Source organism: Kitasatospora sp. NPDC051164 (assembly GCF_044455625.1).
Taxonomy (GTDB): domain Bacteria; phylum Actinomycetota; class Actinomycetes; order Streptomycetales; family Streptomycetaceae; genus Kitasatospora.
The window spans coordinates 108,736-131,579 of record NZ_JBITFB010000029.1 but is presented as its reverse complement, the minus strand read 5'-3'; the positions used below and the strand labels follow the sequence as shown (position 1 = coordinate 131,579).

The 22,844-nt window shown below is 72.6% G+C and carries 22 protein-coding genes; 9 read left to right on the top strand and 13 right to left on the bottom strand.

The annotated features are described in order from the left end of the window. Nucleotides 1-10: 10 nt before the first annotated feature. Complete coding sequence (locus ACIBEC_RS35615; protein WP_360499706.1) at nucleotides 11-433, bottom strand: NfeD family protein; 423 nt, start codon at nucleotides 431-433, stop codon at nucleotides 11-13. A 153-nt stretch (nucleotides 434-586) separates the two neighbouring features. Then, nucleotides 587-1,378: an ABC transporter ATP-binding protein gene (locus ACIBEC_RS35610; RefSeq protein ID WP_360499704.1), complete on the bottom strand. Its 792-nt coding sequence runs from the start codon at nucleotides 1,376-1,378 to the stop codon at nucleotides 587-589. A 151-nt stretch (nucleotides 1,379-1,529) separates the two neighbouring features. Between ACIBEC_RS35610 and ACIBEC_RS35605 the strand changes: the two genes are divergently transcribed. Beyond that, nucleotides 1,530-2,333: a hypothetical protein gene (locus tag ACIBEC_RS35605; protein WP_360499702.1), complete on the top strand. Its 804-nt coding sequence runs from the start codon at nucleotides 1,530-1,532 to the stop codon at nucleotides 2,331-2,333. A gap of 105 nt (nucleotides 2,334-2,438) precedes the next feature. Here ACIBEC_RS35605 and ACIBEC_RS35600 read toward each other — a convergent pair whose 3' ends face one another. The 3 genes from ACIBEC_RS35600 to ACIBEC_RS35590 all read right to left on the bottom strand — a co-directional run bounded on the left by ACIBEC_RS35600 (nucleotide 2,439) and on the right by ACIBEC_RS35590 (nucleotide 7,072). Beyond that, nucleotides 2,439-3,107 (bottom strand): response regulator transcription factor, encoded by a 669-nt coding sequence (locus ACIBEC_RS35600; protein ID WP_360499700.1) that lies wholly within the window; start codon nucleotides 3,105-3,107, stop codon nucleotides 2,439-2,441. Further along, nucleotides 3,100-4,197: a GAF domain-containing sensor histidine kinase gene (locus tag ACIBEC_RS35595; RefSeq protein WP_360499738.1), complete on the bottom strand. Its 1,098-nt coding sequence runs from the start codon at nucleotides 4,195-4,197 to the stop codon at nucleotides 3,100-3,102. The genes ACIBEC_RS35600 and ACIBEC_RS35595 overlap by 8 nt, the downstream gene beginning before the upstream one ends. 268 nt (nucleotides 4,198-4,465) lie before the next feature. Beyond that, the gene (locus ACIBEC_RS35590; RefSeq protein WP_360499698.1) at nucleotides 4,466-7,072 is read right to left on the bottom strand and encodes an FHA domain-containing protein; all 2,607 of its coding nucleotides are present in this window, start codon (nucleotides 7,070-7,072) and stop codon (nucleotides 4,466-4,468) included. Nucleotides 7,073-7,296: 224 nt separating this feature from the next. Between ACIBEC_RS35590 and serB the strand changes: the two genes are divergently transcribed. Then, complete coding sequence (gene serB, locus ACIBEC_RS35585; protein ID WP_360499696.1) at nucleotides 7,297-8,559, top strand: phosphoserine phosphatase SerB; 1,263 nt, start codon at nucleotides 7,297-7,299, stop codon at nucleotides 8,557-8,559. Between the two features lie 151 nt (nucleotides 8,560-8,710). Here the strand turns inward: serB and ACIBEC_RS35580 are convergent, their stop codons facing one another. The 3 genes from ACIBEC_RS35580 to ACIBEC_RS35570 form a co-directional block, all read right to left on the bottom strand. Continuing rightward, nucleotides 8,711-9,241, bottom strand: coding sequence for a histidine phosphatase family protein (locus ACIBEC_RS35580; protein ID WP_360499694.1), 531 nt, complete (start codon nucleotides 9,239-9,241; stop codon nucleotides 8,711-8,713). 155 nt (nucleotides 9,242-9,396) lie between these two features. Further along, nucleotides 9,397-9,519, bottom strand: a complete 123-nt coding sequence (locus ACIBEC_RS35575) for an SGM_5486 family transporter-associated protein (protein WP_360499692.1) — start codon at nucleotides 9,517-9,519, stop codon at nucleotides 9,397-9,399. Between the two features lie 86 nt (nucleotides 9,520-9,605). After that, a complete protein-coding gene (locus ACIBEC_RS35570) occupies nucleotides 9,606-10,904 on the bottom strand; it encodes an MFS transporter (RefSeq protein ID WP_360499690.1) in 1,299 nt (432 codons plus the stop codon). 124 nt (nucleotides 10,905-11,028) lie between these two features. On the opposite strand from ACIBEC_RS35570, the gene ACIBEC_RS35565 reads away from it, so the two are divergent. Beyond that, entirely contained in the window at nucleotides 11,029-11,703 is a 675-nt protein-coding gene (locus tag ACIBEC_RS35565; RefSeq protein ID WP_360499688.1) for a FadR/GntR family transcriptional regulator, read from the top strand. A 152-nt stretch (nucleotides 11,704-11,855) separates the two neighbouring features. Here ACIBEC_RS35565 and fabI read toward each other — a convergent pair whose 3' ends face one another. After that, nucleotides 11,856-12,623, bottom strand: a complete 768-nt coding sequence (gene fabI, locus ACIBEC_RS35560; RefSeq protein ID WP_360499686.1) for an enoyl-ACP reductase FabI — start codon at nucleotides 12,621-12,623, stop codon at nucleotides 11,856-11,858. A 2-nt stretch (nucleotides 12,624-12,625) separates the two neighbouring features. Continuing rightward, nucleotides 12,626-13,345 (bottom strand): 3-oxoacyl-[acyl-carrier-protein] reductase, encoded by a 720-nt coding sequence (fabG, locus tag ACIBEC_RS35555; protein WP_360499684.1) that lies wholly within the window; start codon nucleotides 13,343-13,345, stop codon nucleotides 12,626-12,628. A gap of 315 nt (nucleotides 13,346-13,660) precedes the next feature. On the opposite strand from fabG, the gene ACIBEC_RS35550 reads away from it, so the two are divergent. The 6 genes from ACIBEC_RS35550 (at nucleotide 13,661) to ACIBEC_RS35525 (ending at nucleotide 19,631) form a co-directional block, all read left to right on the top strand. Continuing rightward, nucleotides 13,661-14,806, top strand: coding sequence for an MBL fold metallo-hydrolase (locus ACIBEC_RS35550; protein ID WP_360499682.1), 1,146 nt, complete (start codon nucleotides 13,661-13,663; stop codon nucleotides 14,804-14,806). 226 nt (nucleotides 14,807-15,032) lie between these two features. Then, the gene (locus ACIBEC_RS35545) at nucleotides 15,033-16,586 is read left to right on the top strand and encodes a TldD/PmbA family protein (RefSeq protein ID WP_396289804.1); all 1,554 of its coding nucleotides are present in this window, start codon (nucleotides 15,033-15,035) and stop codon (nucleotides 16,584-16,586) included. Next, the gene (locus ACIBEC_RS35540) at nucleotides 16,586-17,983 is read left to right on the top strand and encodes a metallopeptidase TldD-related protein (RefSeq protein WP_360499680.1); all 1,398 of its coding nucleotides are present in this window, start codon (nucleotides 16,586-16,588) and stop codon (nucleotides 17,981-17,983) included. Before ACIBEC_RS35545 ends, ACIBEC_RS35540 begins: the two co-directional genes overlap by 1 nt. Nucleotides 17,984-18,015: 32 nt before the next feature. Beyond that, complete coding sequence (locus tag ACIBEC_RS35535; protein ID WP_360499734.1) at nucleotides 18,016-18,564, top strand: RNA 2'-phosphotransferase; 549 nt, start codon at nucleotides 18,016-18,018, stop codon at nucleotides 18,562-18,564. A gap of 171 nt (nucleotides 18,565-18,735) precedes the next feature. Further along, nucleotides 18,736-19,128 (top strand): DUF3099 domain-containing protein, encoded by a 393-nt coding sequence (locus ACIBEC_RS35530; protein ID WP_360499678.1) that lies wholly within the window; start codon nucleotides 18,736-18,738, stop codon nucleotides 19,126-19,128. A 275-nt stretch (nucleotides 19,129-19,403) separates the two neighbouring features. Continuing rightward, on the top strand, nucleotides 19,404-19,631 hold the full coding sequence (locus tag ACIBEC_RS35525; RefSeq protein ID WP_360499676.1) for a hypothetical protein: 228 nt from the start codon (nucleotides 19,404-19,406) through the stop codon (nucleotides 19,629-19,631). Between the two features lie 20 nt (nucleotides 19,632-19,651). Here the strand turns inward: ACIBEC_RS35525 and moaA are convergent, their stop codons facing one another. The 3 genes from moaA to ACIBEC_RS35510 all read right to left on the bottom strand — a co-directional run bounded on the left by moaA (nucleotide 19,652) and on the right by ACIBEC_RS35510 (nucleotide 22,689). After that, nucleotides 19,652-20,641, bottom strand: a complete 990-nt coding sequence (gene moaA / locus ACIBEC_RS35520; RefSeq protein WP_360499674.1) for a GTP 3',8-cyclase MoaA — start codon at nucleotides 20,639-20,641, stop codon at nucleotides 19,652-19,654. 75 nt (nucleotides 20,642-20,716) lie between these two features. Next, entirely contained in the window at nucleotides 20,717-22,336 is a 1,620-nt protein-coding gene (locus ACIBEC_RS35515) for a cation acetate symporter (RefSeq protein WP_360499672.1), read from the bottom strand. Then, on the bottom strand, nucleotides 22,333-22,689 hold the full coding sequence (locus ACIBEC_RS35510) for a DUF485 domain-containing protein (protein WP_360499670.1): 357 nt from the start codon (nucleotides 22,687-22,689) through the stop codon (nucleotides 22,333-22,335). The genes ACIBEC_RS35515 and ACIBEC_RS35510 overlap by 4 nt, the downstream gene beginning before the upstream one ends. Nucleotides 22,690-22,844 lie beyond the last annotated feature (155 nt).

Sequence of the window (22,844 nt, the reverse complement as noted above, 5' to 3'; positions counted from 1 at the left end):
GGACTCTCCCCTAGACGACCAGGGCGGTCGCGCCCTGGATTTCGACGACGTCGACCTGCTGCCCGGGCTGGTACACCTGGTCCGGGTGGAGCGCGCGGGCCGACCAGATCTCGCCGTTCAGCTTGATCCGGCCGCCTTCCCCGTCGACTGTTTCCGCGACGACCGCGGTGGCGCCGTGCAGCGCCTCGATGCCCATCTTGACCTGCGGGCCCTTCTGCAGCTGCCGGTAGGCGATCGGGCGCACGAAGACCACGAGCGCGACCGAGACCACGAGGAATGTGATGGTCTCCAGGACCACTCCCCCGCCCAGTCCGGCCACGCCCGCGGCGGCGAGCGCTCCGACCGCGAACATGGCGAACTCCGGCATCGCGGTGAGAACCAGCGGTATGCCGAGCCCTGCGGCGGCCAGGAGCCACCAGATCCAGCTGTCCACACGTCCATCCTAGGGAGCGAAGGCCTTCGAGGCGGACAGTTCCCGCAGGTCGAGGGGCGGAAACCGGTCGCACGTGCGACCGGTTCCGGCAGCCTCCCCGAGACGGGCGAAGGACGGGCCGAGACAGGGCGGAGGATTTGGCCGGACGGGGCCTCAGCCCAGCGGCAGGCCCTGGGCCGACCAGCGGTCGCCGTGGCGCTCCAGGGTGAGCGGCAGCCCGAAGCACTTGGAGAGGTTACGGGCGGTCAGCTCGGTGTCGATCGGGCCGGCCGTGAGCACCTTGCCCTGGCGGATCATCAGGACGTGGGTGAAGCCCGGGGCGATCTCCTCGACGTGGTGGGTGACCATCGCCATGGCCGGGGCGAACTCGTCCTGGGCGAGCGCGCCGAGCCGGCGGACCAGGTCCTCGCGGCCGCCGAGGTCCAGGCCGGCCGCGGGCTCGTCGAGCAGCAGCAGCTCGGGGTCGGTCATCAGGGCGCGGGCGATCAGGGTGCGCTTGCGCTCGCCCTCGGAGAGGGTGCCGAACTTGCGGTCGGTGAGGCCGGCCATGCCGAGGCGGTCGAGCAGCGCGAGGGCGCGGGACTCGTCCGACTGCTCGTAGCTCTCCTGCCAGCTGACCGTCATGCCGTAGGCCGCGGTCAGCACGGTCTGCAGCACGGTCTGCTCGGCCGGCAGCTTGTCGAACATGGCGGCGCCGGCCAGGCCGATCCGGGAGCGCAGCTCGAAGACGTCGATCTCGCCCAGCTTCTCGCCCAGCACGCTGACCTTGCCCGAGGTCGGGAACAGGTATGAGGAGGCGATCTGCAGCAGGGTGGTCTTGCCGGCGCCGTTCGGGCCCAGGATGACCCAGCGCTCACCCTCGGAGATGGACCACGAGACCTGGTCGACCAGCGCGCGCCCCTCCCGGACCACGGATACGTCCACCAGCTCCAGCACGTCGCTCATGCCTACGCCTTCCCCAAAAAACAAGATTCTCGGCCGTCGGTGCGGGCGGCACGCCCGACCCCGGCAGCCGGTGGGCACGGGGTGGGTGCGCCGCACACGCATGGGCAAACCTACGCCACGCGGATGACCGCCGATTCCGTAGGCTGGCCGGATGCTCGCGACTCCTCCCGACAATCCGTACGAAGAGCCCCGTTCGGGGCGGCTGGCCGCCTGGGGCAACGCCCTGCTGGCGGGCCTGGTGCCGCCCGACAACGCCGCCGCGGCCGTGCTGGGCACCGACGAGAGCCACCGGGTGACCGGGCTGCCCGGGGACGAGCCGGGCGAGCAGCACGGGCTGACCTGGGCGCTGGGCCGACTGCGGGTGCTGGGGGTGCGGGGCCTGCGCCTCGCGCTGCCCTCGGCCGGGCACCCGCTGGGGCTGACCGGCCCGGCACCGTTCAACGGGCGCGCCATGGCCGTGGGCGAGGCCGTCCTGGCGGTGGGGGTGCCGCTCGGGCTGGTGCCGGAAGTCGAGGTGTTCGGCCCGGCCGGGGACCGCTCGGCGACCGTGCTGTGGCGCTGCTCCGAGGTGAACGACGCGCCGCCGGCGGACGTGCCGTCGCTGCAGGAGGCCGAGCGCGAGCTGGCGGACGGGCTGCGCGAGGCGACCGTGCTGCTCGCCCGGCTGGACGTGGCCGGCGCCGGGCCGGAGGCGCTGCGCGCCCTGGAGGCGTACCGCCGACGCGGGCACGCCGAGCTGCTCGCGCCCGGCTACCCGCCGCGCGCCGTCCGGGTGCTGGAGTCGGCCCGCCAGGTGGCCGCCCTGCTGTCGATCGCCTCCGGCGGGCACGGGGCGGCCGTCAGTGCCTCCGAGATGGCCGCGCGGCAGTCCGTCCTGGCCCCTCTGTGGCGCACCGCCCGGCGGGCCCAGGTGGCCGCCTACAACGCCCTCGCGGACGAGCGCGAGGCCCGCTGAGGGCTCGCGGGACCGCCCTCGTACCTGGCCGGAATCCGACCCCCGCGCACGGGACGCCCCCGTGCGCCCGGGGCGTCGGCCCGTCGGACCCCCATGCGCCGTCCGTCAGGCGCCGCGAGCGCCCTCCCGGGCCTCGCCGTTGCGGACGGCCCAGAGCGCGGCCTGGGTGCGGTCGGCCAGGTCCAGCTTCATCAGGATGTTGGAGACATGGGTCTTCACCGTCTTCTCCGACAGGTGCAGGCTGCGCGCGATCTCCCGGTTGGAGCGGCCGTCGGCGATGTGGCCGAGCACCTCGCGCTCGCGTTCGGTGAGGGTGCCGCCGCGGCCCTGCGGCGCGCGCGGGCCCTCGTCGGAGAGCAGCGCCTCGGCCAGCTCCGGCTGGAGCAGCACGTGGCCGGCGTGCACCGAGCGGATCGCTCCGGCCAGGGCCTCCGGGTCCACGTCCTTGTAGACGTACCCGGCGGCGCCGGCCCGCAGCGCGGGGACCATCGTGCGGTGCTCGGTGAAGCTGGTGACGATCAGGATCCGGGCCCGGCTGCCCTCGCCCTTGAGCGTGCGCAGCGCCTCGATCCCGTCGACGCCGGGCATCTTGAGGTCCATCAGGACGACGTCGGGATCGAGTTCGCGGGCCCGCTCGACGCCCTCCGCCCCGTCGGCGGCCTCCCCGACCACCTCGATGTCGTCCTGGACCTCCAGGAAGGTGCGCAGCCCGCGCCGGACCACCTGGTGGTCGTCGACCAGCAGGACACGGATCGACGGTGTGCTCTCAGGCACCGGGGACCTCCATCTCGACGAGCGTCCCCCGGCCGGGGGCCGACTCCAGGGTGAGCGTGCCGCCGACGGCGGCCGCGCGGTCGCGCATCGAGGCCAGGCCGAGGTGGCGGCCGGCCCGGCGGACGGATTCGGGGTCGAAGCCGCGCCCGTCGTCACGCACCCGCAGCACCGCGCCGCGCGCGGGCGTCCCGGCCAGGGTGACGGTGACCCGGCCGGCGCCGGAGTGCCGCAGCGCGTTGTGCAGCGCCTCCTGGGCGACCCTCAGCAGTGCGGCCTCCTGGGCGGGCGGCAGGGCGCGGACACCGTCGGCGGCGAAGGCGACGTCGGCGGTGTGCGCGCGGTCGAGGACCTGCACCTGGGAGGCGAGGGTGGCGCTCAGGCCGTCCTCCTCCAACGCGGCCGGGCGCAACTCCACGACGACGGCGCGCAGTTCGTCGGCGGCCTCGGCGGCCAGCCGGGCGACCTCGGCGAGCTCGGCGCGGGCCCGGGCCGGGTCGCGGTCGACGAGCTTGGCGGCGGCCTTGGCGGTGAGGCGCAGTGAGAAGAGCTTCTGCGAGACGGCGTCGTGCAGGTCGTGCGCGATCCGGGCGCGCTCCCCGGCCAGGGTGAGTTCACGACTGCGCTCGTACAGCCGGGCGTTGGACAGGGCGAGGGCGGCGTGCGCGGCGAGGATCCGCAGCAGTTCCTCGTCGTGGTCGGTGAACAGGCCGCCGCCGCGCTTGTTGGCGAGGAAGATGACGCCCATCACCTGCAACTCGTCCTCGGCCGCGTCGGTGTCCAGGATCGGCATGCCGAGGAAGGCGCCCATCTCGGGGTGCGCGGAGGGCCAGCCGCCGAAGGAGGGTGCCCGGCGGACGTCGGCGAGGCGGATGGGGCCGGTCTCGTGCAGCATCGCGGCGAGCACGCCGTGCTGGCGGGGCAGCGGGCCGATCGCCCGCCACTGCTCGTCGGTGACGCCGTCGACCACGAACTGGGCGAATCCGCCGTGGTCGTCGGGCACGCCCAGGGCCGCGTACTCGGCGCCGAGCAGTTCCCGGGCGGAGGCCGTGATGCGGCGCAGCACCTCGCGGACCTCCAGGTGCCGGCTCATGGCGAGCAGGGCCTGGCTGACGGTCTCGATCCCGGACAGGCAGGGGTCGCAGGCGGGCAGCGGGCCCTGGTGGGCCAGGTGGTCTCCGGTGGTGCTGGGCATACCGCCAAACTACCGCCGCCGCCGGGGCGCTCGCGTCCGCCTGCGGCCGCGCCGGACGCAGGTCCGAGGACCTAGGCCGCTGGGCCCACAACGCCGCCGGGTCCACAAAGGCCGAGGGGCGGCCCTCCCGTTCGGGAGGGCCGCCCATCGGCGGTTCGGAAGGGGCTCAGCCCTTCTGCATGACCTCGGGCTCGTGCCGGCGCTGGAGCCGGGTGACGAGGATGCCGATGAGGACCGAGATCACGATCAGCACGCTCGCGTCGATCGCCCACTGGGCGACCGAGTGCTTCCAGAGCGGGTCGTAGTTCGGGTGCTGGAAGTCCTTGTTCCAGGGGCCCATGAGCTGGGACAGGTCGAGCGTGGTGGAGACGATGCCGGTTCCCCAGCGGGCCGGCATCAGCCAGGCGACCTGTTCCAGGCCGGGCTTGCTGAAGATCTGGAAGAGGCAGCCGGTGAAGACGACCTGGACGATGGCGAACATGACCAGCAGCGGCATGGTCTTCTCGGCGGTCTTCACCAGTGCGGAGATCATCAGGCCGAACATCATCGCGGCGAAGCTCAGCAGGATCATGCCGACGGTCATCTCGATGAGCGGCAGGTTCTTGACGAGCAGGCCGTGCTCGGGCAGCTTGCGCGGCAGGAAGCCGACGGCGGAGATGATGGCGCCCTGGATCACGCTGAAGAAGCCCAGCACGATGATCTTGGACATCATGTACGCCGAGCGGGAGAGCCCGGTGGCTCGTTCTCGCTCGTAGATCGCCCGCTCCTTGATCAACTCGCGGACCGAGTTGGCCGCTCCGGAGAAGCAAGCGCCGATCGCCAGGATCAGCATGATCGTCGCGGCGCCGCTGTTGAGGTGGAGCTGCGTCTTCGGGTTGGGCGCGAGCCCCGGTTCGTTGGGGATCAGCACGCTGACCGCGCCGATGACCGCGGGCAGCAGCACCGACAGTGCGAGGAAGCCGCGGTCCGAGGCGAGCACCGACATGTAGCGCCGCATCAGCGTCCACAGCTGGGAGCCCCAGCTCTGCGGCTTCGGCGGCTTGATGGCCTCCTGGGCCACCTGCACGTGCTGCACCTCGCCCGCGTCGACGGTGGGGGCGGAGTACTGCTGGTAGTGCACCGAGCCGCGGTAGCGGCCGGCCCAGTCGTGCTCCGGGTAGTTCTCGAAGGCCTGGAAGACGTCCGCCCAGGTCTCGTACCCGAAGAAGTGCAGCGCCTCGTCCGGCGGGCCGAAGTAGGCCACCGCACCGCCCGGCGCCATCACCAGCAGCCGGTCGCAGAGCGCGAGTTCGGCCACCGAGTGGGTGACGACCAGGATGGTGCGGCCGTCGTCGGCGAGGCCGCGCAGCATCTGCATGACCTCGCGGTCCATGCCCGGGTCGAGGCCCGAGGTGGGCTCGTCCAGGAAGATCAGCGACGGCTTGGTGAGCAGCTCCAGGGCGACCGAGACGCGCTTCTGCTGGCCGCCGGAGAGCGCGGTGATCTTGTTGTCGGCGCGCTTGTCCAGGCGCAGCTCGTACAGCACCTCGTCGATCCGGGCCGCACGCTCGCTGGCCTCGGTGTCGCCGGGGAAGCGCAGCCGCGCAGCGTACTTGAGGCCGCTGCGGACGGTGAGTTCGCGGTGCAGGATCTCGGACTGCGGCACCAGGCCGATGCGCGAGCGGAGTTCGGCGAACTGCTTGTAGAGGTTACGCCCGTCGTACAGCACCTCGCCGCGGTCGGCGGGGCGGTAGCCGGTGAGGGCGCGCAGCAGCGTGGACTTGCCGGAGCCGGACGGGCCGATGACCGCGACCAGGGACTTCTCCGGGACGCCGAAGCTGACGTCGTCGAGCAGGATCTTCTTGGCGCCCTTGTGCTCGACCTCGACGGTCAGGTGGCGGGCGGAGAAGGAGACCGCGCCGGTGTCGACGAACTCCTGCAGCTGGTCGCCGACCAGCACGAAGCCGGAGTGGCCGACGGTCAGCCGGTCCTGCGGGCCCATCAGCTGACGCTGCACCCGCTGGCCGTTGAGGAAGATGCCGTTGTGGCTGCCGAGGTCGACGATCTCGTAGCGGCCGTCCGGGAGCTGGCGCAGCTCGGCGTGGTGGCGGGAGACCTGGAGGTCGGACACCACGATGTCGTTGTCGAGCGCGCGACCGATCCGGATCGTGTTCATGGCCGACGTCAGGCTGCGGATGATGGTCGGCTGCGGGCCGCCGCCGGCGCCGTGCTGCGGCGGCGGGAAGCCCTGGTCCTGCGGGAACCCCTGGTCCGGGAAGCCCTGCTGCTGCGGGAAGCCACCCTGTTGGGCCGGCGGCGCGTACTGCTGCTGCGGGAACGGCTGCTGGGCCTGCGGCTGACCCGCCCAGGCCTGCTGCTGCGGCTGCTGGTACGGGTCCTGCTGCTGCCAGCCCGGCTGCTGGGGCTGCGGCACCGGGCCGCGGCTGGTGGCGGCCTCGTGCATCGGCGTGGCGTGCGGGGCGTGCGGGGCGGCGGCGTGCGCGGGCGCGGAGAAGCCGAGCCGGGGCCCGTTCTCCGGGTTGCCAAGATTGACGACGGCTCCGGGGAACAGCTGGGCGTGCATGGTGCGGGCGCCGGCCACGTACGTGCCGTTGGTGCTGCCGTGGTCCTCCAGCTGCCAACCGCTGCCGTTGAAGCTGATGGTCCCGTGGTGCCAGGAGACCCTGGCGTCGTCGAACGGGAAGTCCGACTGCGGGTTGCGCCCGATGGTGTAGGACCGCCCGGGCTCCAGAGTCCGCTGCTGTCCGTTGATCTCAATGACGAGTTGCGGCACTGCTCGCCTGCCCCGCTCTCTCGGTTCCCCCGAATTGTGGCCCCCGGCCGGGGGTGCGCTGTTCCTGTGACTGACGGTGGGCATCATTCCAGCCCGCCGACCGCCGATGAAAGTCGCCCCGGGTGACTGTGACCAGGCTGCTACCGGAGCGCGGGCCCGCGGCGTCCCGCGGGGTGGGACAGGTGGTCTCGGGCCACCGGCCGACGGGTAGCGTGGGAGGCACCATGAACGCATCGCCCCTGGCCGCTGAGCCCCTCCCCGCCGCCCAGCCCCGGACCGCGGACGAGCGCACCCTGCTCGTCAAGGTGTTCGGCAAAGACCGCCCCGGCATCACCGCCGGCCTCTTCGCGACGTTGGCCGGCTTCGGCGTCGACGTCATCGACATCGAGCAGGTCGTGACCCGTGGCCGCATCACGCTGTGCGCCCTGGTCACCCCGCCCACCGCGCCCGACGCCGAGGGCGGACTGCGGGCCACCGTCCACCGCTGGGCGGACGAGCAGAAGCTCCAGGCCGAGATCCTCTCCGGTATCGGCGACAACCGGCCGCGCCGCGAGGGCCGTTCGCACGTCACGGTGCTCGGTCACCCGCTGACCGCCGCCGCCGTCTCCGCGCTGACCTCCCGGATCACCGCGGCGGGCGGCAACATCGACCGGGTCTTCCGGCTCGCCAAGTACCCGGTGACGGCGGTCGAGCTGGCCGTCTCCGGTGTGGCCACCGAGGAGTTGCGGGCCGAGCTGGCCCAGGAGGCGGCCACCCAGCGGGTGGACGTCGCGGTGGTCGCGTCCGGGCTGGAGCGCCGGGCCAAGCGCCTGGTGGTCATGGACGTCGACTCCACCCTCATCCAGGACGAGGTGATCGAGCTGTTCGCCGCCCACGCGGGCTGCGAGGAGCAGGTCGCCGAGGTGACGGCGGCGGCGATGCGCGGCGAGCTGGACTTCGCCGAGTCGCTGCACGCCCGGGTGGCGCTGCTGGCCGGGCTGGACGCCTCGGTGACGGAGAAGGTCCGCGCGGAGGTCCGCTTCACGCCGGGCGCGCGCACCCTGATCCGTACGCTGCAGCGCCTCGGCTTCCAGGTCGCGGTGGTCTCCGGCGGGTTCACCCAGGTCACCGACCACCTGGTGGAGCAGCTGGGGCTGGACTTCGCGGCGGCCAACACCCTGGAGGTGGTGGACGGCAAGTTCACCGGCCGGGTGGTCGGCGAGATCGTGGACCGGGCCGGCAAGGCCCGCTGGCTGGCCCGCTTCGCCGAGCAGGCGAAGGTGCCGCTGGAGCAGACGGTGGCGATCGGCGACGGCGCCAACGACCTGGACATGCTGAACGCGGCCGGGCTCGGGGTGGCGTTCAACGCCAAGCCGGTGGTGCGCGAGGCCGCCGACACCGCGGTGAACGTGCCGTTCCTGGACACCGTGCTCTACCTGCTGGGCATCACCCGCGAGGAGGTCGAGGCCGCCGACGCACTGCACGGCACCCCGACCGAGGACGACTGACCGAGGGCACTTAGCCGAGGACGAGTGGTCGAGGGCAAGTGACCGAGGACGAGTAGCGGCCGACCGAGCGGGGCCCGCCGAGGAGGGCCTACGGACGTACGTGAGGGGCGCGCGGATCGGATCCGCGCGCCCCTCACGTACGGTCCGGGAATCAGTCCTGCGGCGGCGTGTAGTACGAGACCAGCTCGGCCACGCCCGGCTCGACACCCTTCCACGAGCCGCTGAAGCTGAGCACCGCGATCGCCGCCGTCGGGAACCCGCCGAGGCGCAGCCGCTCCAGCGCGTCCCGGTCGCCCGCGTCACCGGCCAGCACCTGGGTCAGGCCCAACACCCCGGGATTGTGGCCGACCAGCACCAGGTCCGCGTACTCCTCCGGGGTCTCCTGGAGGACGGCGATGATCTCGCCCGGCCGGGCCTCGTAGACCCGGTCCTCGTACACGGTCTTGCGGGCCCGCTTGGGCAACTCGTGCACCGCCAGCTTCCAGGTCTCGCGGGCGCGCAGGGCCGTGGAGCAGAGCACGTACTCGGGGTTGATGCCGGAATCGACCAGCCAGCGGCCGGCTTCCGGGGCCTGGTGGCGGCCCCGGTCGGCCAGCGGCCGCTCGTGGTCGTCCACGCCGTCCGGCCAGTCGGCCTTGGCATGGCGGAGAACGATGATCCTGCGGGGCGTTTCGGCGCTCATACCCAGCAAGCTTGGCAGAAAAGCCGCCGGGCGGCGCGACGCTCCCGGTTGCCGCCACTCCGTCGGGTGTCGGGTGCCATCATGCCCCGTTCACCGGGACTTCGAATGGCGGTCGGACGGGGGTCGGATGGGGGCGGGCTTCGGTCGGACGGCCGTCAGCCCATCGAGCTGGCGATGGTGGCGATCACCGCCACCATCACCGCGATGCCGACGAAGGCCAGGGCGATACGGCCGAGCTGCTTGCGGCCGTCGGTCGGGTTCGGGTCAAGAACGGGCATGTCGGGAATCCTCCCATCCCGAACACGCCCGTCCCTCGCCGGCCCCGCCTTCTTGGTCAGGCCTTGACCGGCCCGGGCCTTCTCGGTCAGGCCCTGACCGGCTCCGCCGGGCGGACCGCCTCGTCCTCGATGTGCCGGGCCCGCGCGGCCCGCAGGCCGAACAGCATCTGCGGCACCAGCAGCAGCGCCAGGAAGCCCAGCGGCCAGTACCACTCGCCGGTGACCTGGTAGATCCGGCCGATCAGGATCGGGCCGGGGATGGAGATCAGGTAGCCGACGCCCTGGGCGAAGGCGGACAGCTGGGCCACCCCGCCCGCCGTCCGGGCGCGCAGCCCGATCATGGTCAGCACCAGGGGGAAGGCGCAGTTGGACAGGCCGACCAGGACGGCCCAGACCCACGGCGCGCCGGCCGGGGCCAACGCCAGCCCGGCGTACCCGGCGATGCCGCAGGAGGCCAGCACCACCACGAACAGCCGCTGGTCGCCGCAGCGGGCGGCCAGGTTGGGCAGCACGAAGGAGACCGGCACGCCGATCACCATGGTGACCGCGAGCAGCACCCCGGAGGTGCCCTTGTCGATGCCCGAGTCCTGGAAGATCTTCGGCAGCCAGCCCATCACCACGTACGCGCCGGTGGCCTGGAGGCCGAAGAAGCAGGCCAGCGCCCAGGCGGTACGGCTGCGGGTGATCGGCAGCTTGACCGGGGCGGCGGTGCCCCCCGCCCGCTCGCCGCGCTCGCGCTTGGCGATCAGCAGCGGCAGCCACAGCACCAGGGCGAGCGCGGCGAGCGCGGCCCAGACGCCCAGGCCGTAGCGCCAGTCGCCGCCGAGGGTGCTGGTCAGCGGCACGGTGACGGCGGCGGCCAGCGCGGTGCCGGCCGACAGCGCCATCGAGTACAGGCCGATCATCGGGCCGACCTTCTCGGGGAAGTACCGCTTGATCACCACCGGGAGCAGCACGTTGGAGACCGCCACGCCGGCCAGGGCGAGCGCGGTCAGCAGCAGGAACACCGCGGTGCCGCCGGCGAAGGAGCGGGCCAGCACGCCCGCGGTGATGGCGGCCATGCCGGCCGTGACGACCGCGATCGGGCCGATCCTGCGGGCCGCCGCCGGGGCGGCGAAGCCGAACAGCCCGAAGCACAGCGACGGGACGGCGGTGAGCAGCCCGGCAAGGGTCGGGTTCATCCCGAGGCCGGTGCGGACCTGGTCGAGCAGCGGCCCGAGGCTGGTGACGACGGGGCGCAGGTTGAAGGCGGCGGCGGCGATCGCGACGGCGAACAGCCAGCCCAGGTACGTGGCGGAGGAGGTGGAGGGGGCGGAGTCGGCGGGCCGCTCGGTCTGCGGCCTGGCCTCGTTCCGCGGGGAAGCGGTGGTCTCTGCTGCGGGCATGTGCGCCATCATAGAATGATGGGATGAATTGATGCACCTCGGAATTGGCATGATGTGCCGACCGTTCATCCACAGGCCACATTCCACCCAGGCCCCACCCGAGCCGTAGTCGCAAGGAGTCACCGTGGCGCTGTCCTCGCCGAGGCGCACCCCGCTGTCCGACCAGGTGATCGCGCAGCTGCGCGCCCAGATCACGTCCGGGGAGTGGCCGGTCGGCTCGCGCATCCCCACCGAGGCCGCCCTGGTCGAGCAGCTGGGCGTCGCCCGCAACACCGTGCGCGAGGCCGTCCGCGCCCTCGCCCACAACGGACTGCTCGACATCCGGCAGGGCTCCGGCACGTACGTGCTGGCCACCAGCGAGCTGGCCGGGGTGATGCACCGCCGCTTCGCCGACGCCGACCAGGCGCAGGTCGCCGAGCTGCGGGCGGCGCTGGAGACCTCGGCGGCCGGCCTGGCCGCCCAGCGCCGCACCGAGCGCGACCTGGAGCTGCTGGACGGCGCGCTGGCCCGCCGGGAGGGCGCCTGGCACTCCGGCGACGCCGAGGACTTCATCCAGGCCGACGCCGCCTTCCACCAGGCCGTGGTGGCCGCCGCCCACAACGACGTGCTGCTCGCCGTCTACGCCGACCTCGGCGAGGTCACCCGCGCCCACCTGCGGCACGACGTCGGCCCGGAGCTGATCGCCGAGCGCTACATCGGCCACGACACCATCCTGGACGCCATCCGGGCCGGCGACGCCCAGCGCGCCTCGGTCGAGGCCGGCCGCGCCATCGGCGCCTGCGCGACGGCCGAGACGTGAGGCTCCGGCCGACGCCCGAGACGTGAGGCCCCGGCCGACGGCCGAGGCCTGAGGCCCCGGGCGTGACGCCGTGAGCCCCCGGCAGGACGCAACGCCGCTGCCCGGCACCCCACGGGAGGGGTGCCGGGCAGCGGCGTACGGGCGGAGCGTCGTCAGGCGCCGATGGCGTGCACTCCGCCGTCGACGTGGATGATCTCGCCGGTGGTCTTCGGGAACCAGTCCGACAGCAGCGCGACGACGGCGCGGCCGGTCGGCTCCGGGTCGCTCATGTCCCACTTCAGCGGGGAGCGGTGGTTCCAGGTGTCGGCCAGGTCGCCGAAGCCCGGGATGGACTTGGCGGCCATCGAGCCGAGCGGGCCGGCCGAGACCAGGTTGCAGCGGATGTCGCGCGGGCCCAGGTAGCGCGCCATGTAGCGGCTGGTCGACTCCAGGGCGGCCTTGGCCGGGCCCATCCAGTCGTACTGCGGCCAGGCGAACTGCGCGTCGAAGGTCAGGCCGACCACCGAGCCGCCGTCCTGCATCAGCGGCAGCAGCGCCATGGTCAGCGACTTCAGCGAGTACGCCGAGACGTGCATGGCGGTGGCCACGGACTCCCACGGGGTGTCCAGGAAGTTGCCGCCCAGGGCGTCCTGCGGGGCGAAGCCGATCGAGTGGACGATGCCGTCCAGGGTCGGCAGGTGCTCGCGGACCTGGTCGGCGATGCCCGCCAGGTCCTCGGGGCTGGACACGTCCAGCGACAGCACCTTGACCGGCTTCGGCAGCTTCTTGGCGATCCGCTCGGTCAGGCTCGGGCGCGGGAAGGCGGTGAGGATGATCTCCGCGCCCTGCTCCTGCGCGAGCTTGGCGGTGTGGAACGCGATGGAGGACTCCATCAGCACGCCGGTGATCAGGATCCGCTTGCCTTCGAGGATTCCACTCATGATCAGTGACCCATGCCCAATCCGCCGTCGACGGGAATGACGGCTCCAGTGATGTACGCGGCCTCGTCCGACCCGAGGAACCGCACGGTGGAGGCGACCTCGGCGGGCGCCGCGTAGCGGCCCAGCGGCACGCCCGCGACGATCTCCGCGCGGCGCTCGTCACTGAGCACGGCGGTCATGTCGGTGTCGACGAAGCCGGGGGCGACCACGTTGACGGTGATGTTGCGCGGGCCGAGTTCGCGCGCCAGCGACCGGGCGAAGCCCACCAGGCCGGCCTTGGAGGCGGCGTAGTTGGCCTGGCCCGGCGAGCCGGACAGGCCCACCACGGAGGAGATCAGCACGACGCGGCCCTTCTTGGCGCGCATCATCAGCTTGGAGGCGCGCTTGACCACCCGGAAGGTGCCGGTCAGGTTGGTGTCCACGACGGAGGTGAAGTCCTCCTCCGACATGCGCAGCAGCAGGGTGTCGTTGGTGATGCCCGCGTTGGCGACCAGCACCTCGACCGCGCCGTGCTTCTGCTCGATCTCCGTGAAGGCGGCGTCGACCTGCGCGGCGTCCGTGATGTCGCAGCGGACCGCGAGGACGTCGTACTTCACCAGGGCTTCGGGCACCTCACCCGAGCGGCTGGTGATGGCCACCTTGTCGCCTGCTTCGGCGAAGGCCTGGGCGATCGCGAGGCCGATGCCCCGGTTTCCTCCGGTGACGAGAACCGAGCGGCTCAACGATCCACCTCTCTCCATGTGTGAGCGCGTACATCGGAATGCGTACGCAGTGTGACGCTATCGGGCGGTCGGCGGCGGCGGCGCATCGGGCTCCCACAGCGCCGCACCGAAGGAACTGTCGCAATCCGACAACCACGCCCGCCACCACGGCCGGGCTCGGTGACACCGCCCCAGGCCCGGGCGCTGCCCGGATCGGGGCGACTGTGCGGGAACAACACGGGCGGGCGCACCCGTTGCCCCCGTGGTACGGACCGGCCCGGGGCGGGCGGTACCGTTCCCCCCCGACCATCCCGGCGAGCGACGAAGGCAGAGCGGATGACCAAGGCACGGCCCGGGAACACCCCCCGACGCGGACCACTGCTGGCCCTCACCGCCCTGGCGGCCGGCCTGGGCGCGGCCGCCTGGTCGCTGCGCGACCTGCCGGCGGCGTTCGGGCGGCGGCCGGACGGCGAGCGCGAGGAGCGGGTGCGCAACTCCCCGCAGTACCGCGACGGCGTCTTCCACAACGCGCCCTCCACGCTCGCCCGCACCGCCGGCGCCCCCGGCTTCGACGGCGCCACCGCCCGCCGGATGCTCTTCGAGCGCGAGGGCCGCGTCCCCGCCCACCCGGTGCCGACCGTCCGTCCGGCCACCCCGCCCGGTCCGGCCGCCGAAGGCGTGGAGATCACCTGGTACGGGCACGCCTCCGCGCTGGTGGAGATCGAGGGCTTCCGGGTGCTCCTCGACCCGATCTGGAGCGACCGCTGCTCCCCCGCCGCGCACGTCGGCCCCAAGCGGCTGCACCCGGTGCCGGTCGAGCTGGAGGAGCTGCCGCCGGTCGACGCGGTGCTGATCTCGCACGACCACTACGACCACCTGGACATGGCGACGGTCAAGCGCCTGGTGCGCAGCCAGTCCGCGCCCTTCGCGGTGCCGCTCGGCATCGGTTCCCACCTGCGCCGCTGGGGCGTCCCGGAGCACCGGATCATCGAGCTGGACTGGGACGAGACCTGCAACCTGGGCGAGCTGGTGCTCACCCTGACCGCCGCGCACCACTTCTCCGGCCGCGGCCTGACCCGCAACACCACCCTCTGGGGCTCCTGGGTGATCGCCGGCCCGAACCGCAAGGTCTTCTACACCGGCGACTCCGGCTACTTCGAGGGCTACGCCCGGATCGGCGAGCAGCACGGCCCCTTCGACGCCGCGCTGGTCCAGATCGGCGCCTACGACGAGGCCTGGTCGGACATCCACATGACCCCCGAGGACGCCGTCCTCGCCCACCGGGACCTGACGGCCGGCCTGCTGGTGCCCGTCCACTGGTGCACCTTCAACCTCGGCCTGCACCGGTGGGCCGAGCCGGTCGAGCGACTGGTGAAGGAGGCCAAGGAGCACGCCGTCCCGCTGGCCGTGCCGCGTCCCGGCGAGCGGGTGGACGTCGACAACCCGCCGGAGCTCGACGGCTGGTGGGAGTCCGTCGGCTGACGCCTCCCCCGGACGGCTCTCATGACGGCCCTCAGGGCAGCCTTCACGACCGCCCTCACCACCGCCCTCAGGACGGCCGTTGCCGACGGACCGTACGGGCGGAAACCGCAGCGCACCGGGCGAAATGCGCTGGCCGGAAACCCGGTGGACGGGAAATGATGCGGTGCGGGCGCCCCTGTGGCGCCGCACCGCCACCCTCCGCGACCTGGGAGCCCGATTGCCTCCGATCCCTCCGGCCGATCGTGCCGGCGCGCCGCACGGGCGCGCCGTCGACCCGCTGTTCCTCGCCCTGCCGCTGCGCACCCTCGCCGACGCCGCCCTCACCCGGGCCCGCGAGCTCGGCGCGAGCCACGCCGACTTCCGTCTGGAGCGGATCCGCAGCGCCTCCTGGCGGCTGCGCGACGCCCGGCCGGCCGGCACCTCCGACAGCGTGCAGCTGGGCTTCGCCGTCCGGGTCCTGCTGGACGGCGCCTGGGGCTTCGCCGCCGGCGTGGACCTCACCACCGCCTCGGCGGCGAAGGTCGCCGAGCAGGCCGTCGCGGTGGCCCGCCTCTCGGGCGGGATCAGCCGGGCGGCCGGCTCCGCCGAGCGGGTCGAGCTGGCCGACGAGCCGGTCCACCGGGACGTCACCTGGGTCTCCTCGTACGCGGTGAACCCCTTCGAGGTGCCGGACGCGGAGAAGACCGCACTGCTCGCCGAGCGGAGCTCCCGGCTGCTGGCCGCCGAGGGCGTCTCGCACGTCCGGGCGGCCCTGCTGACCGTCCAGGAGAACAAGTTCTACGCGGACACCGCGGGCACCATGACGACCCAGCAGCGGATCCGGCTCTACGCCGACCTGGAGGCCACCTCGGTCGACGAGCGCACCGGCGCCTTCGACTCGATGTGCACCCTGGCCCCGCCGGTCGGCCGCGGCTACGAGTACGTGACGGGCACCGGCTGGGACTGGGACGCCGAACTCGCCGAACTGCCCGTCCTGCTGGCCGAGAAGATGAAGGCCCCGAGCGTCGAGGCCGGCCGCTACGACCTGGTCCTCGACCCGTCCAACCTCTGGCTGACCATCCACGAGTCGATCGGCCACGCCACCGAGCTGGACCGCGCGCTCGGCTACGAGGCCGCCTACGCCGGCACCTCCTTCGCCACCTTCGACCGGCTCGGCACCCTCGAGTACGGCTCCGACCTGATGCACGTCACCGGCGACCGCACCGCCGAGCACGGCCTGTCCACCATCGGCTACGACGACGAGGGCGTCGCCACCCAGTCCTGGGACCTGGTCAGGGACGGCATCCTGGTCGGTTACCAACTGGACCGCGGCATGGCCAAGTTGAAGGGCTTCGAGCGCTCCAACGGCTGCGCCTTCGCGGACTCCCCGGCGCACGTCCCGGTGCAGCGGATGGCCAACGTCTCGCTCCGGCCCGCCACCGACGGCCCGGACACCGAGGGCCTGTTCGCCGGGGTGGAGAACGGCCTGTACATCGTCGGCGACCGCTCCTGGTCGATCGACATGCAGCGCTACAACTTCCAGTTCACGGGGCAACGCGCCTACGCCATCAAGAACGGCGAACTCGCCGGCCAGGTCAAGGACTTCGCGTACCAGGCCACCACCACCGATTTCTGGGGCTCGATGGCGGCGGTCGGCGGCCCGCAGACGTACGTGCTCGGCGGCGCCTTCAACTGCGGCAAGGCGCAGCCCGGCCAGATCGCGGCCGTCAGCCACGGCTGCCCGTCGGCGCTGTTCCGGAACGTCAACGTGCTCAACACCCAGCAGGAGGCGGGTCACTGATGACCGCGATGCAGCCCCACGAACTCGTCGAGCTGGCGCTCGGCCTCTCCCGCGCCGACGGCTGCGTGGTGATCGCCGACGAGGACTCCACCGCCAACCTGCGCTGGGCCGGCAACGCCCTGACCACCAACGGCGTCACCCGCGGCCGCCGGCTGACCGTGATCGCCACCGTGGCCGGCGCCGAGGGCACCGCCTCCGGCGTGGTCTCCCGCGAGGCCGTCACCCCGGAGGACGTCGAGGACCTGGTGCGGGCCGCCGAGGAGGCCGCCCGCGCGGCCGGCCCGGCCGAGGACGCCCAGCCCCTGGTCACCGACCGGCCCGCCTCCCCGGACTTCACCGAGCCGCCCGCCGAGACCTCCATCGCGGTCTTCGACGCCTTCGGCCCGGCCCTCGGCGAGGCCTTCGCCCGCGCCGCCGCCCAGGACGAGCTGCTGTACGGCTTCGCCCGCTACGAGCTGACCTCCAGCTACCTGGGCACCTCCACCGGCCTGCGGCTGCGCCACGACCAGCCCACCGGCATGGTCGAGTTCAACGCCAAGACCGCCGACCTGTCCGGCTCGGCCTGGGTCGGCGCCGCCACCCGGGACTTCACCGACATCGACGTCACCGCCCTGCACACCGAGCTCACCAAGCGCCTCGGTTGGGGCGCCCGCAAGGTGGACCTGCCGGCCGGCCGCTACGAGACGCTGCTGCCGCCCTCGGCCGTCGCCGACCTGATGGTCTACCTCAGCTGGTGCTGCGGCGGCCGCGACGCCCACGAGGGCCGGACGGTCTTCTCCAAGCCCGGCGGGGGCACCCGGATCGGCGACAAGCTCAGCGGCCTGCCGCTCACGCTGCGCTCCGACCCGCGGGAACCCGGTCTGCAGGCCCCGCCGTTCGTGCTCACCCACTCCACCGGCGGGGACGTCTCGGTCTTCGACAACGGCGAGCCGCTCGCCGCCACCGAGTGGATCCGCGAGGGCGTGCTGAACGAGCTGGTCACCAGCCGCCACTCGGCCGGCCTCACCGGACTTCCGGTGCGCCCGGCCATCGACAACCTCGTCCTGGAGACCGCCGGCCAGGAGTCGGCGCCGACCCTGGACGACATGATCGCCCGCACCGAGCGCGGCCTGCTGCTCACCTGCCTCTGGTACATCCGGGAGGTGGACCCGGCGACGCTGCTGCTCACCGGCCTCACCCGGGACGGCGTCTATCTGGTGGAGAACGGCGAGGTCGTCGGCGCGGTCAACAACTTCCGGTTCAACGAGTCCCCGGTGGACCTGCTCGACCGGATCACCGAGGTGGGCCGCACCGAACGCTGCCTGCCCCGCGAGTGGAGCGACGACTTCACCCGCGCCGCGATGCCACCCGTGCGTGTCGCGGACTTCAACATGAGTTCGGTCAGCCAAGCCTCTTAGCCGCGGGCCAACGGGGGGATACGAGAGACATGATGGACGAGAAACGGCTGGTCAGGTCGAGCAGGATGCTGTCGCGCATCCTGCGGCACGAGCCCGGGCTGGTGGGGGTCACGCTGGACGGGTCCGGCTGGGTCCGGGTCGACGAACTGCTCGCCGCGCTCGCGGCCAAGGGCAGGCCGCTCACGCGGGCCGAACTGGACCACCTGGTGGCCACCAACAACAAGCACCGCTTCGGCTACTCGCCGGACGGTCTCTCGATCCGCGCGAACCAGGGCCACACGGTGGCGGTCGACCTCGGTCTGGCCGCCGCCGTGCCGCCCCACGTGCTCTACCACGGCACCGCCGACCGGCACCTCGCGGCGATCTTCCGCGAGGGCCTGCGCCCGATGACCCGCCAGGACGTGCACCTCTCGGCCGACACCGAGACGGCGACGAGGGTCGGCGCCCGGCACGGCCGCCCGGTGGTGCTGACGGTGAACGCGGCCGCGATGACGGCGGCCGGCCACGAGTTCCGGCTCAGCGAGAACGGCGTCTGGCTCACTGACGCCGTACCCCCGCAGTACCTCTCCCGGCGCTCGTAGCCGGCACCCGCGGCCCGGCACACCCGAAGGGCCTGTCCGCCGGACAGGCCCTTCGGGTACCCGACCGGGTGGGTCCGCCCCACCCGGCCTCGTCGCCGCGACCTCCCGGGCGTACCGTGAGGAGGCCGCGCCGGCCAGGCGCGCGAGTGCGTGACGAGGGCGGTAGGACACATGGGCAAGAGCGCCGACGGCGGGCAGGTCTTCCGGATCACGGGGGCGCGCAGCAGCCTCACCGAGGACGTCCGGGGACGCCAGCGCCGCTACGTCATCTCGATGCTGGTCCGCACGCTCTGCGTGCTGCTCGCGGTGGTGCTGTGGGACGTCCAGCGCTGGCTGGCGTTCGGGGCGCTCGCGGGCGGCGTGCTGCTGCCGTACTTCGCCGTGCTGGTCGCCAACGCGGGCCGGGAGCGGGCCCCGGGTCTGCCGAGCGCCTTCGAGTTCCCGTCGGAGACCCCGCTGATGCTGGGACCCGGCGGGAAGGGTGGGGCGGGTGGGGCAGGTGGGGCTGCCGGTACAGGAGAGGCAAAGGCCGCTGCCACCGATCCTTCACAGGACGTGAACTGACCGTCCGTTTCACCCCGCTTCATCCTCAAGCGGCTGGGCGAAAGCTCAAAAGAAGCTCAGATTAATCATGCAAGACCTCCCCAACCGAGGGTCCTGGCGTGACATACTGCGTACGCGCTCCGCATCCCCCGTCGGAGCGACGGACCGACGCCGGGCAGCTCCCCCCGTGGCTGCCCGGCGTCGCCATGCCCGCACCCGGTCGCCCCGACGGGCGTGCCTACCGGGCGTGACAGACTGGCGGTGCAGACTTCCCGCCTATCGCTGAGGACGGCCCGATGGACACCCCGCAGACGCCGATCTGCTCCGCCAAGGGCTGCCGGGCGGACGCCGGCTGGGTGCTGGTGTGGAACAACCCCAAGCTGCACACCCCGGACCGCCGCAAGACCTGGCTCGCCTGCGACGAGCACCGCGAGCACCTGTCCCAGTTCCTCGGCGTGCGCGGCTTCCTCAAGGAGGTCGTCGCCTTCGCCGACTGGACCCCCGAGCCCGGCACCGCTTCCTGACCGCCGAGCCCTGCCCCGCCCTAGCCGCCGATCGCGGACATCGGCCGCTCGGGCTGGTGGAACTCCGGGTCGTCGATCCCGGCCCCGGCCTTCTTGCCCCACATCGCCGCCCGCCACAGCTCGGCCAGCTCGGCGTCGTCCGCGCCCGAGCGCAGCGCGGTGCGCAGGTCGGTCTCGCCCGTCGCGAACAGGCAGTTGCGCACCTGGCCGTCGGCGGTCAGCCGGGTACGGTCGCAGGCGCGGCAGAACGGGCGGGTGACCGAGGCGATCACGCCAACCCGGCCCGGGCCGCCGTCCACCAGCCAGCGCTCGGCGGGCGCCGCGCCCCGGCGGGCGGACGGCTCCGGGGTGAGCGCGAAGCGGGCGCGGAGCAGTTCGAGGATCTCCTCCGCGGTGACCATCGAGGTGCGGTCCCAGCCGTGCTGGGCGTCCAGCGGCATCTGCTCGATGAAGCGCAGCTCGTAGTCCCGTTCCAGGCACCAGGCCAGCAGGTCGGCCGCTTCGTGGTCGTTGACGCCGCGCATCAGCACCGCGTTCAGCTTCACCGGCGCCAGCCCGGCGGCCTCGGCGGCGGCCAGCCCGTCCAGCACGTCCTGGTGGCGCCGGCGGCGGGTGAGGGTGTGGAAGACCTCGGGGTCGAGGGTGTCCAGTGAGACGTTGACCCGGTCGAGGCCGGCCTCGCGCAGCGCGGTCGCGGTGCGGGCCAGCCCGATGCCGTTGGTGGTCAGCGAGAGCTCGGGGCGCGGTTCCAGCTCCGCGCAGGCGGCCACGACGGCGACCAGCCCGGGGCGCAGCAGCGGTTCGCCGCCGGTGAAGCGGACCTCGCGGACGCCCAGGTCCCGCACGGCGACCGTGACCAACCGGACGATCTCCTCGTCGGTCAGCAGGTCCGGTTTGGCCAGCCACTGCAGGCCTTCCTCCGGCATGCAGTAGGTGCAACGCAGGTTGCACCGGTCCGTGAGGGAGACCCTCAGGTCGACGGCCTGTCGTCCGAAGGTGTCGAGCAGCACGTGCGTCCTTCCCGAAATGCGGCCGGCCCGGCCACCGTCACGGCGGGCCGGGCCAGCATAGTCATCACGGGATGATCAATGGGCGCCCAGTCCGGTCAGCGAGCGGACCTCCAGTTCAGCGTACTTCGCCGGGTCGGGACGTTCCCTGGACAGCAGGGTGCCGAGCCAGCCCGCCAGGAAGCCGATCGGGATGGAGACCAGGCCGGGGTTCTCCAGTGGGAACCAGTGGAAGTCGACGCCCTGGAAGAGGGAGTTCTTGGCCCCGGACAGCACCGGGGAGAAGATCACCAGCACGACCGAGGAGATCAGACCGGCGTAGACCGAGCTGACCGCGCCGACGGTGGTGAAGCGTTTCCAGAACAGCGAGTAGAGCAGGGTCGGCAGGTTCGCCGAGGCGGCCACCGCGAAGGCGAGCGCCACCAGGGCGGCGGTGCTGAGCTTGCCCGCGTAGAGGCTGAGCACGATGGCGACCGCGCCGATCGCCACGGCCGCCCACTTCGCCGACCGCACCTCCTCCTTCTCGCTCGCCTTGCCGCGCCGGATCACGTTGGCGTACAGGTCGTGCGCGAAGGAGGCCGAGGAGGCGAGGGTGAGCCCGGCCACCACGGCGAGGATGGTGGCGAAGGCGACCGCCGAGATCACCGCGAGCATGATCGCCCCGCCGGTGGTGCCGGCCCCGCCGCCGAGCTGCTCGGCGAGCAGTGGCGCCGCGGTGTTCCCGGACGGCGTCTTGCCCTCGACGGCCACCATGCCGCTGCGGCCGACCAGCGCCGCCGCGCCGAAGCCGAGTGCCAGGGTCATCAGGTAGAAGACGCCGATGATGCCGATCGCCCAGAGCACCGACTTCCGGGCCGCCTTGGCGGTGGGGACGGTGTAGAAGCGGACCAGGATGTGCGGCAGGCCGGCGGTGCCGAGCACCAGCGCGATCCCGAGGCTGATGAAGTCGAGCTTGGAGGTGTTGGTGGCCCCGTACTTCAGCCCGGGTTCGAGGAAGGCCGAGCCCTTGCCGCTCGCGGAGGCGGCCGCGCCGAGCAGTTCCGAGGGGTTGAAGTGGTACTTGGCGAGCACCAGGACGGTCATCAGCGCGGCGCCGGCGATCAGCAGCACCGCCTTGACGATCTGCACCCAGGTGGTGCCCTTCATGCCCCCTATCACCACGTAGATGATCATCAGCGCGCCCACCGCGAGGATGGTCCACCGCTTGGCGCCCTCCCCGGTGACCCCCAGCAGCAGGGCCACCAGCGCCCCGGCGCCGACCATCTGGGCGAGCAGGTAGAAGATCGACACCACGATGGTGGACACGCCGGCCGCGGTGCGCACCGGGCGCTGGCGCATCCGGAACGCGAGGACGTCCGCCATGGTGAACCGGCCGGAGTTGCGCAGCGGCTCGGCGATCAGCAGCAGCGCGACCAGCCAGGCGACCAGGAAGCCGATCGAGTACAGGAAGCCGTCGTAGCCGTTGAGCGCGATCAGCCCGGCGATGCCGAGGAAGGAGGCCGCGGACATGTAGTCGCCGGAGATGGCCAGGCCGTTCTGGAAGCCGGTGAAGCCACGGCCGCCGGCGTAGAAGTCGGCGGCGCTGCGGTTCTGCCGCCCGGCCCAGACGGTGATGACCAGGGTGGCCAGCACGAAGGCCCCGAACAGGGTCATCGTCAGGCCGCGGTGCTCGGTGGCGGAGCTGGCGAGCAATGTCATTCGGCGGACTCCCGGGGGGCATGGAGGACGGCGCCGTGCGCCTCGCGGATCGCGGTGGCGGCCGGGTCGATCCGCCGGTCCGCGTAGCGGGCGTACCAGGCGGCGATCGCGAAGGTGGTGGCGAACTGCAGCAGCCCGAGTACCAGGGCCACGTTGACGTGCCCGGCGACCTTGGCGCGCATCAGGCCGGGGGCGTAGCAGGAGAGCAGGACGTAGAGCAGGTACCAGAGCACGAAGCCGATGGTGACCGGGAAGGCGAAGCTCCGGAACGAGCGCCGCAGGGTACGGAACTCCTCGCTGTCGTCGATGAGTTGGACTTCCGTGGTGGAAGTGGTGATCGGCGGCGAATCCACTCTTTCTCCTCACTCCTTCGGCGTAGCTGTCACACGGGGGGAACGATCGAGCGTGAGGGGCGTCACATGTCGCGGACGCGCCGCGCAATGCTAGGAGCGTCGTGCCCGCCCCGAAAGGGGTTGACCGCGATCAGCCGGTCGTTCACCCCCTCGCG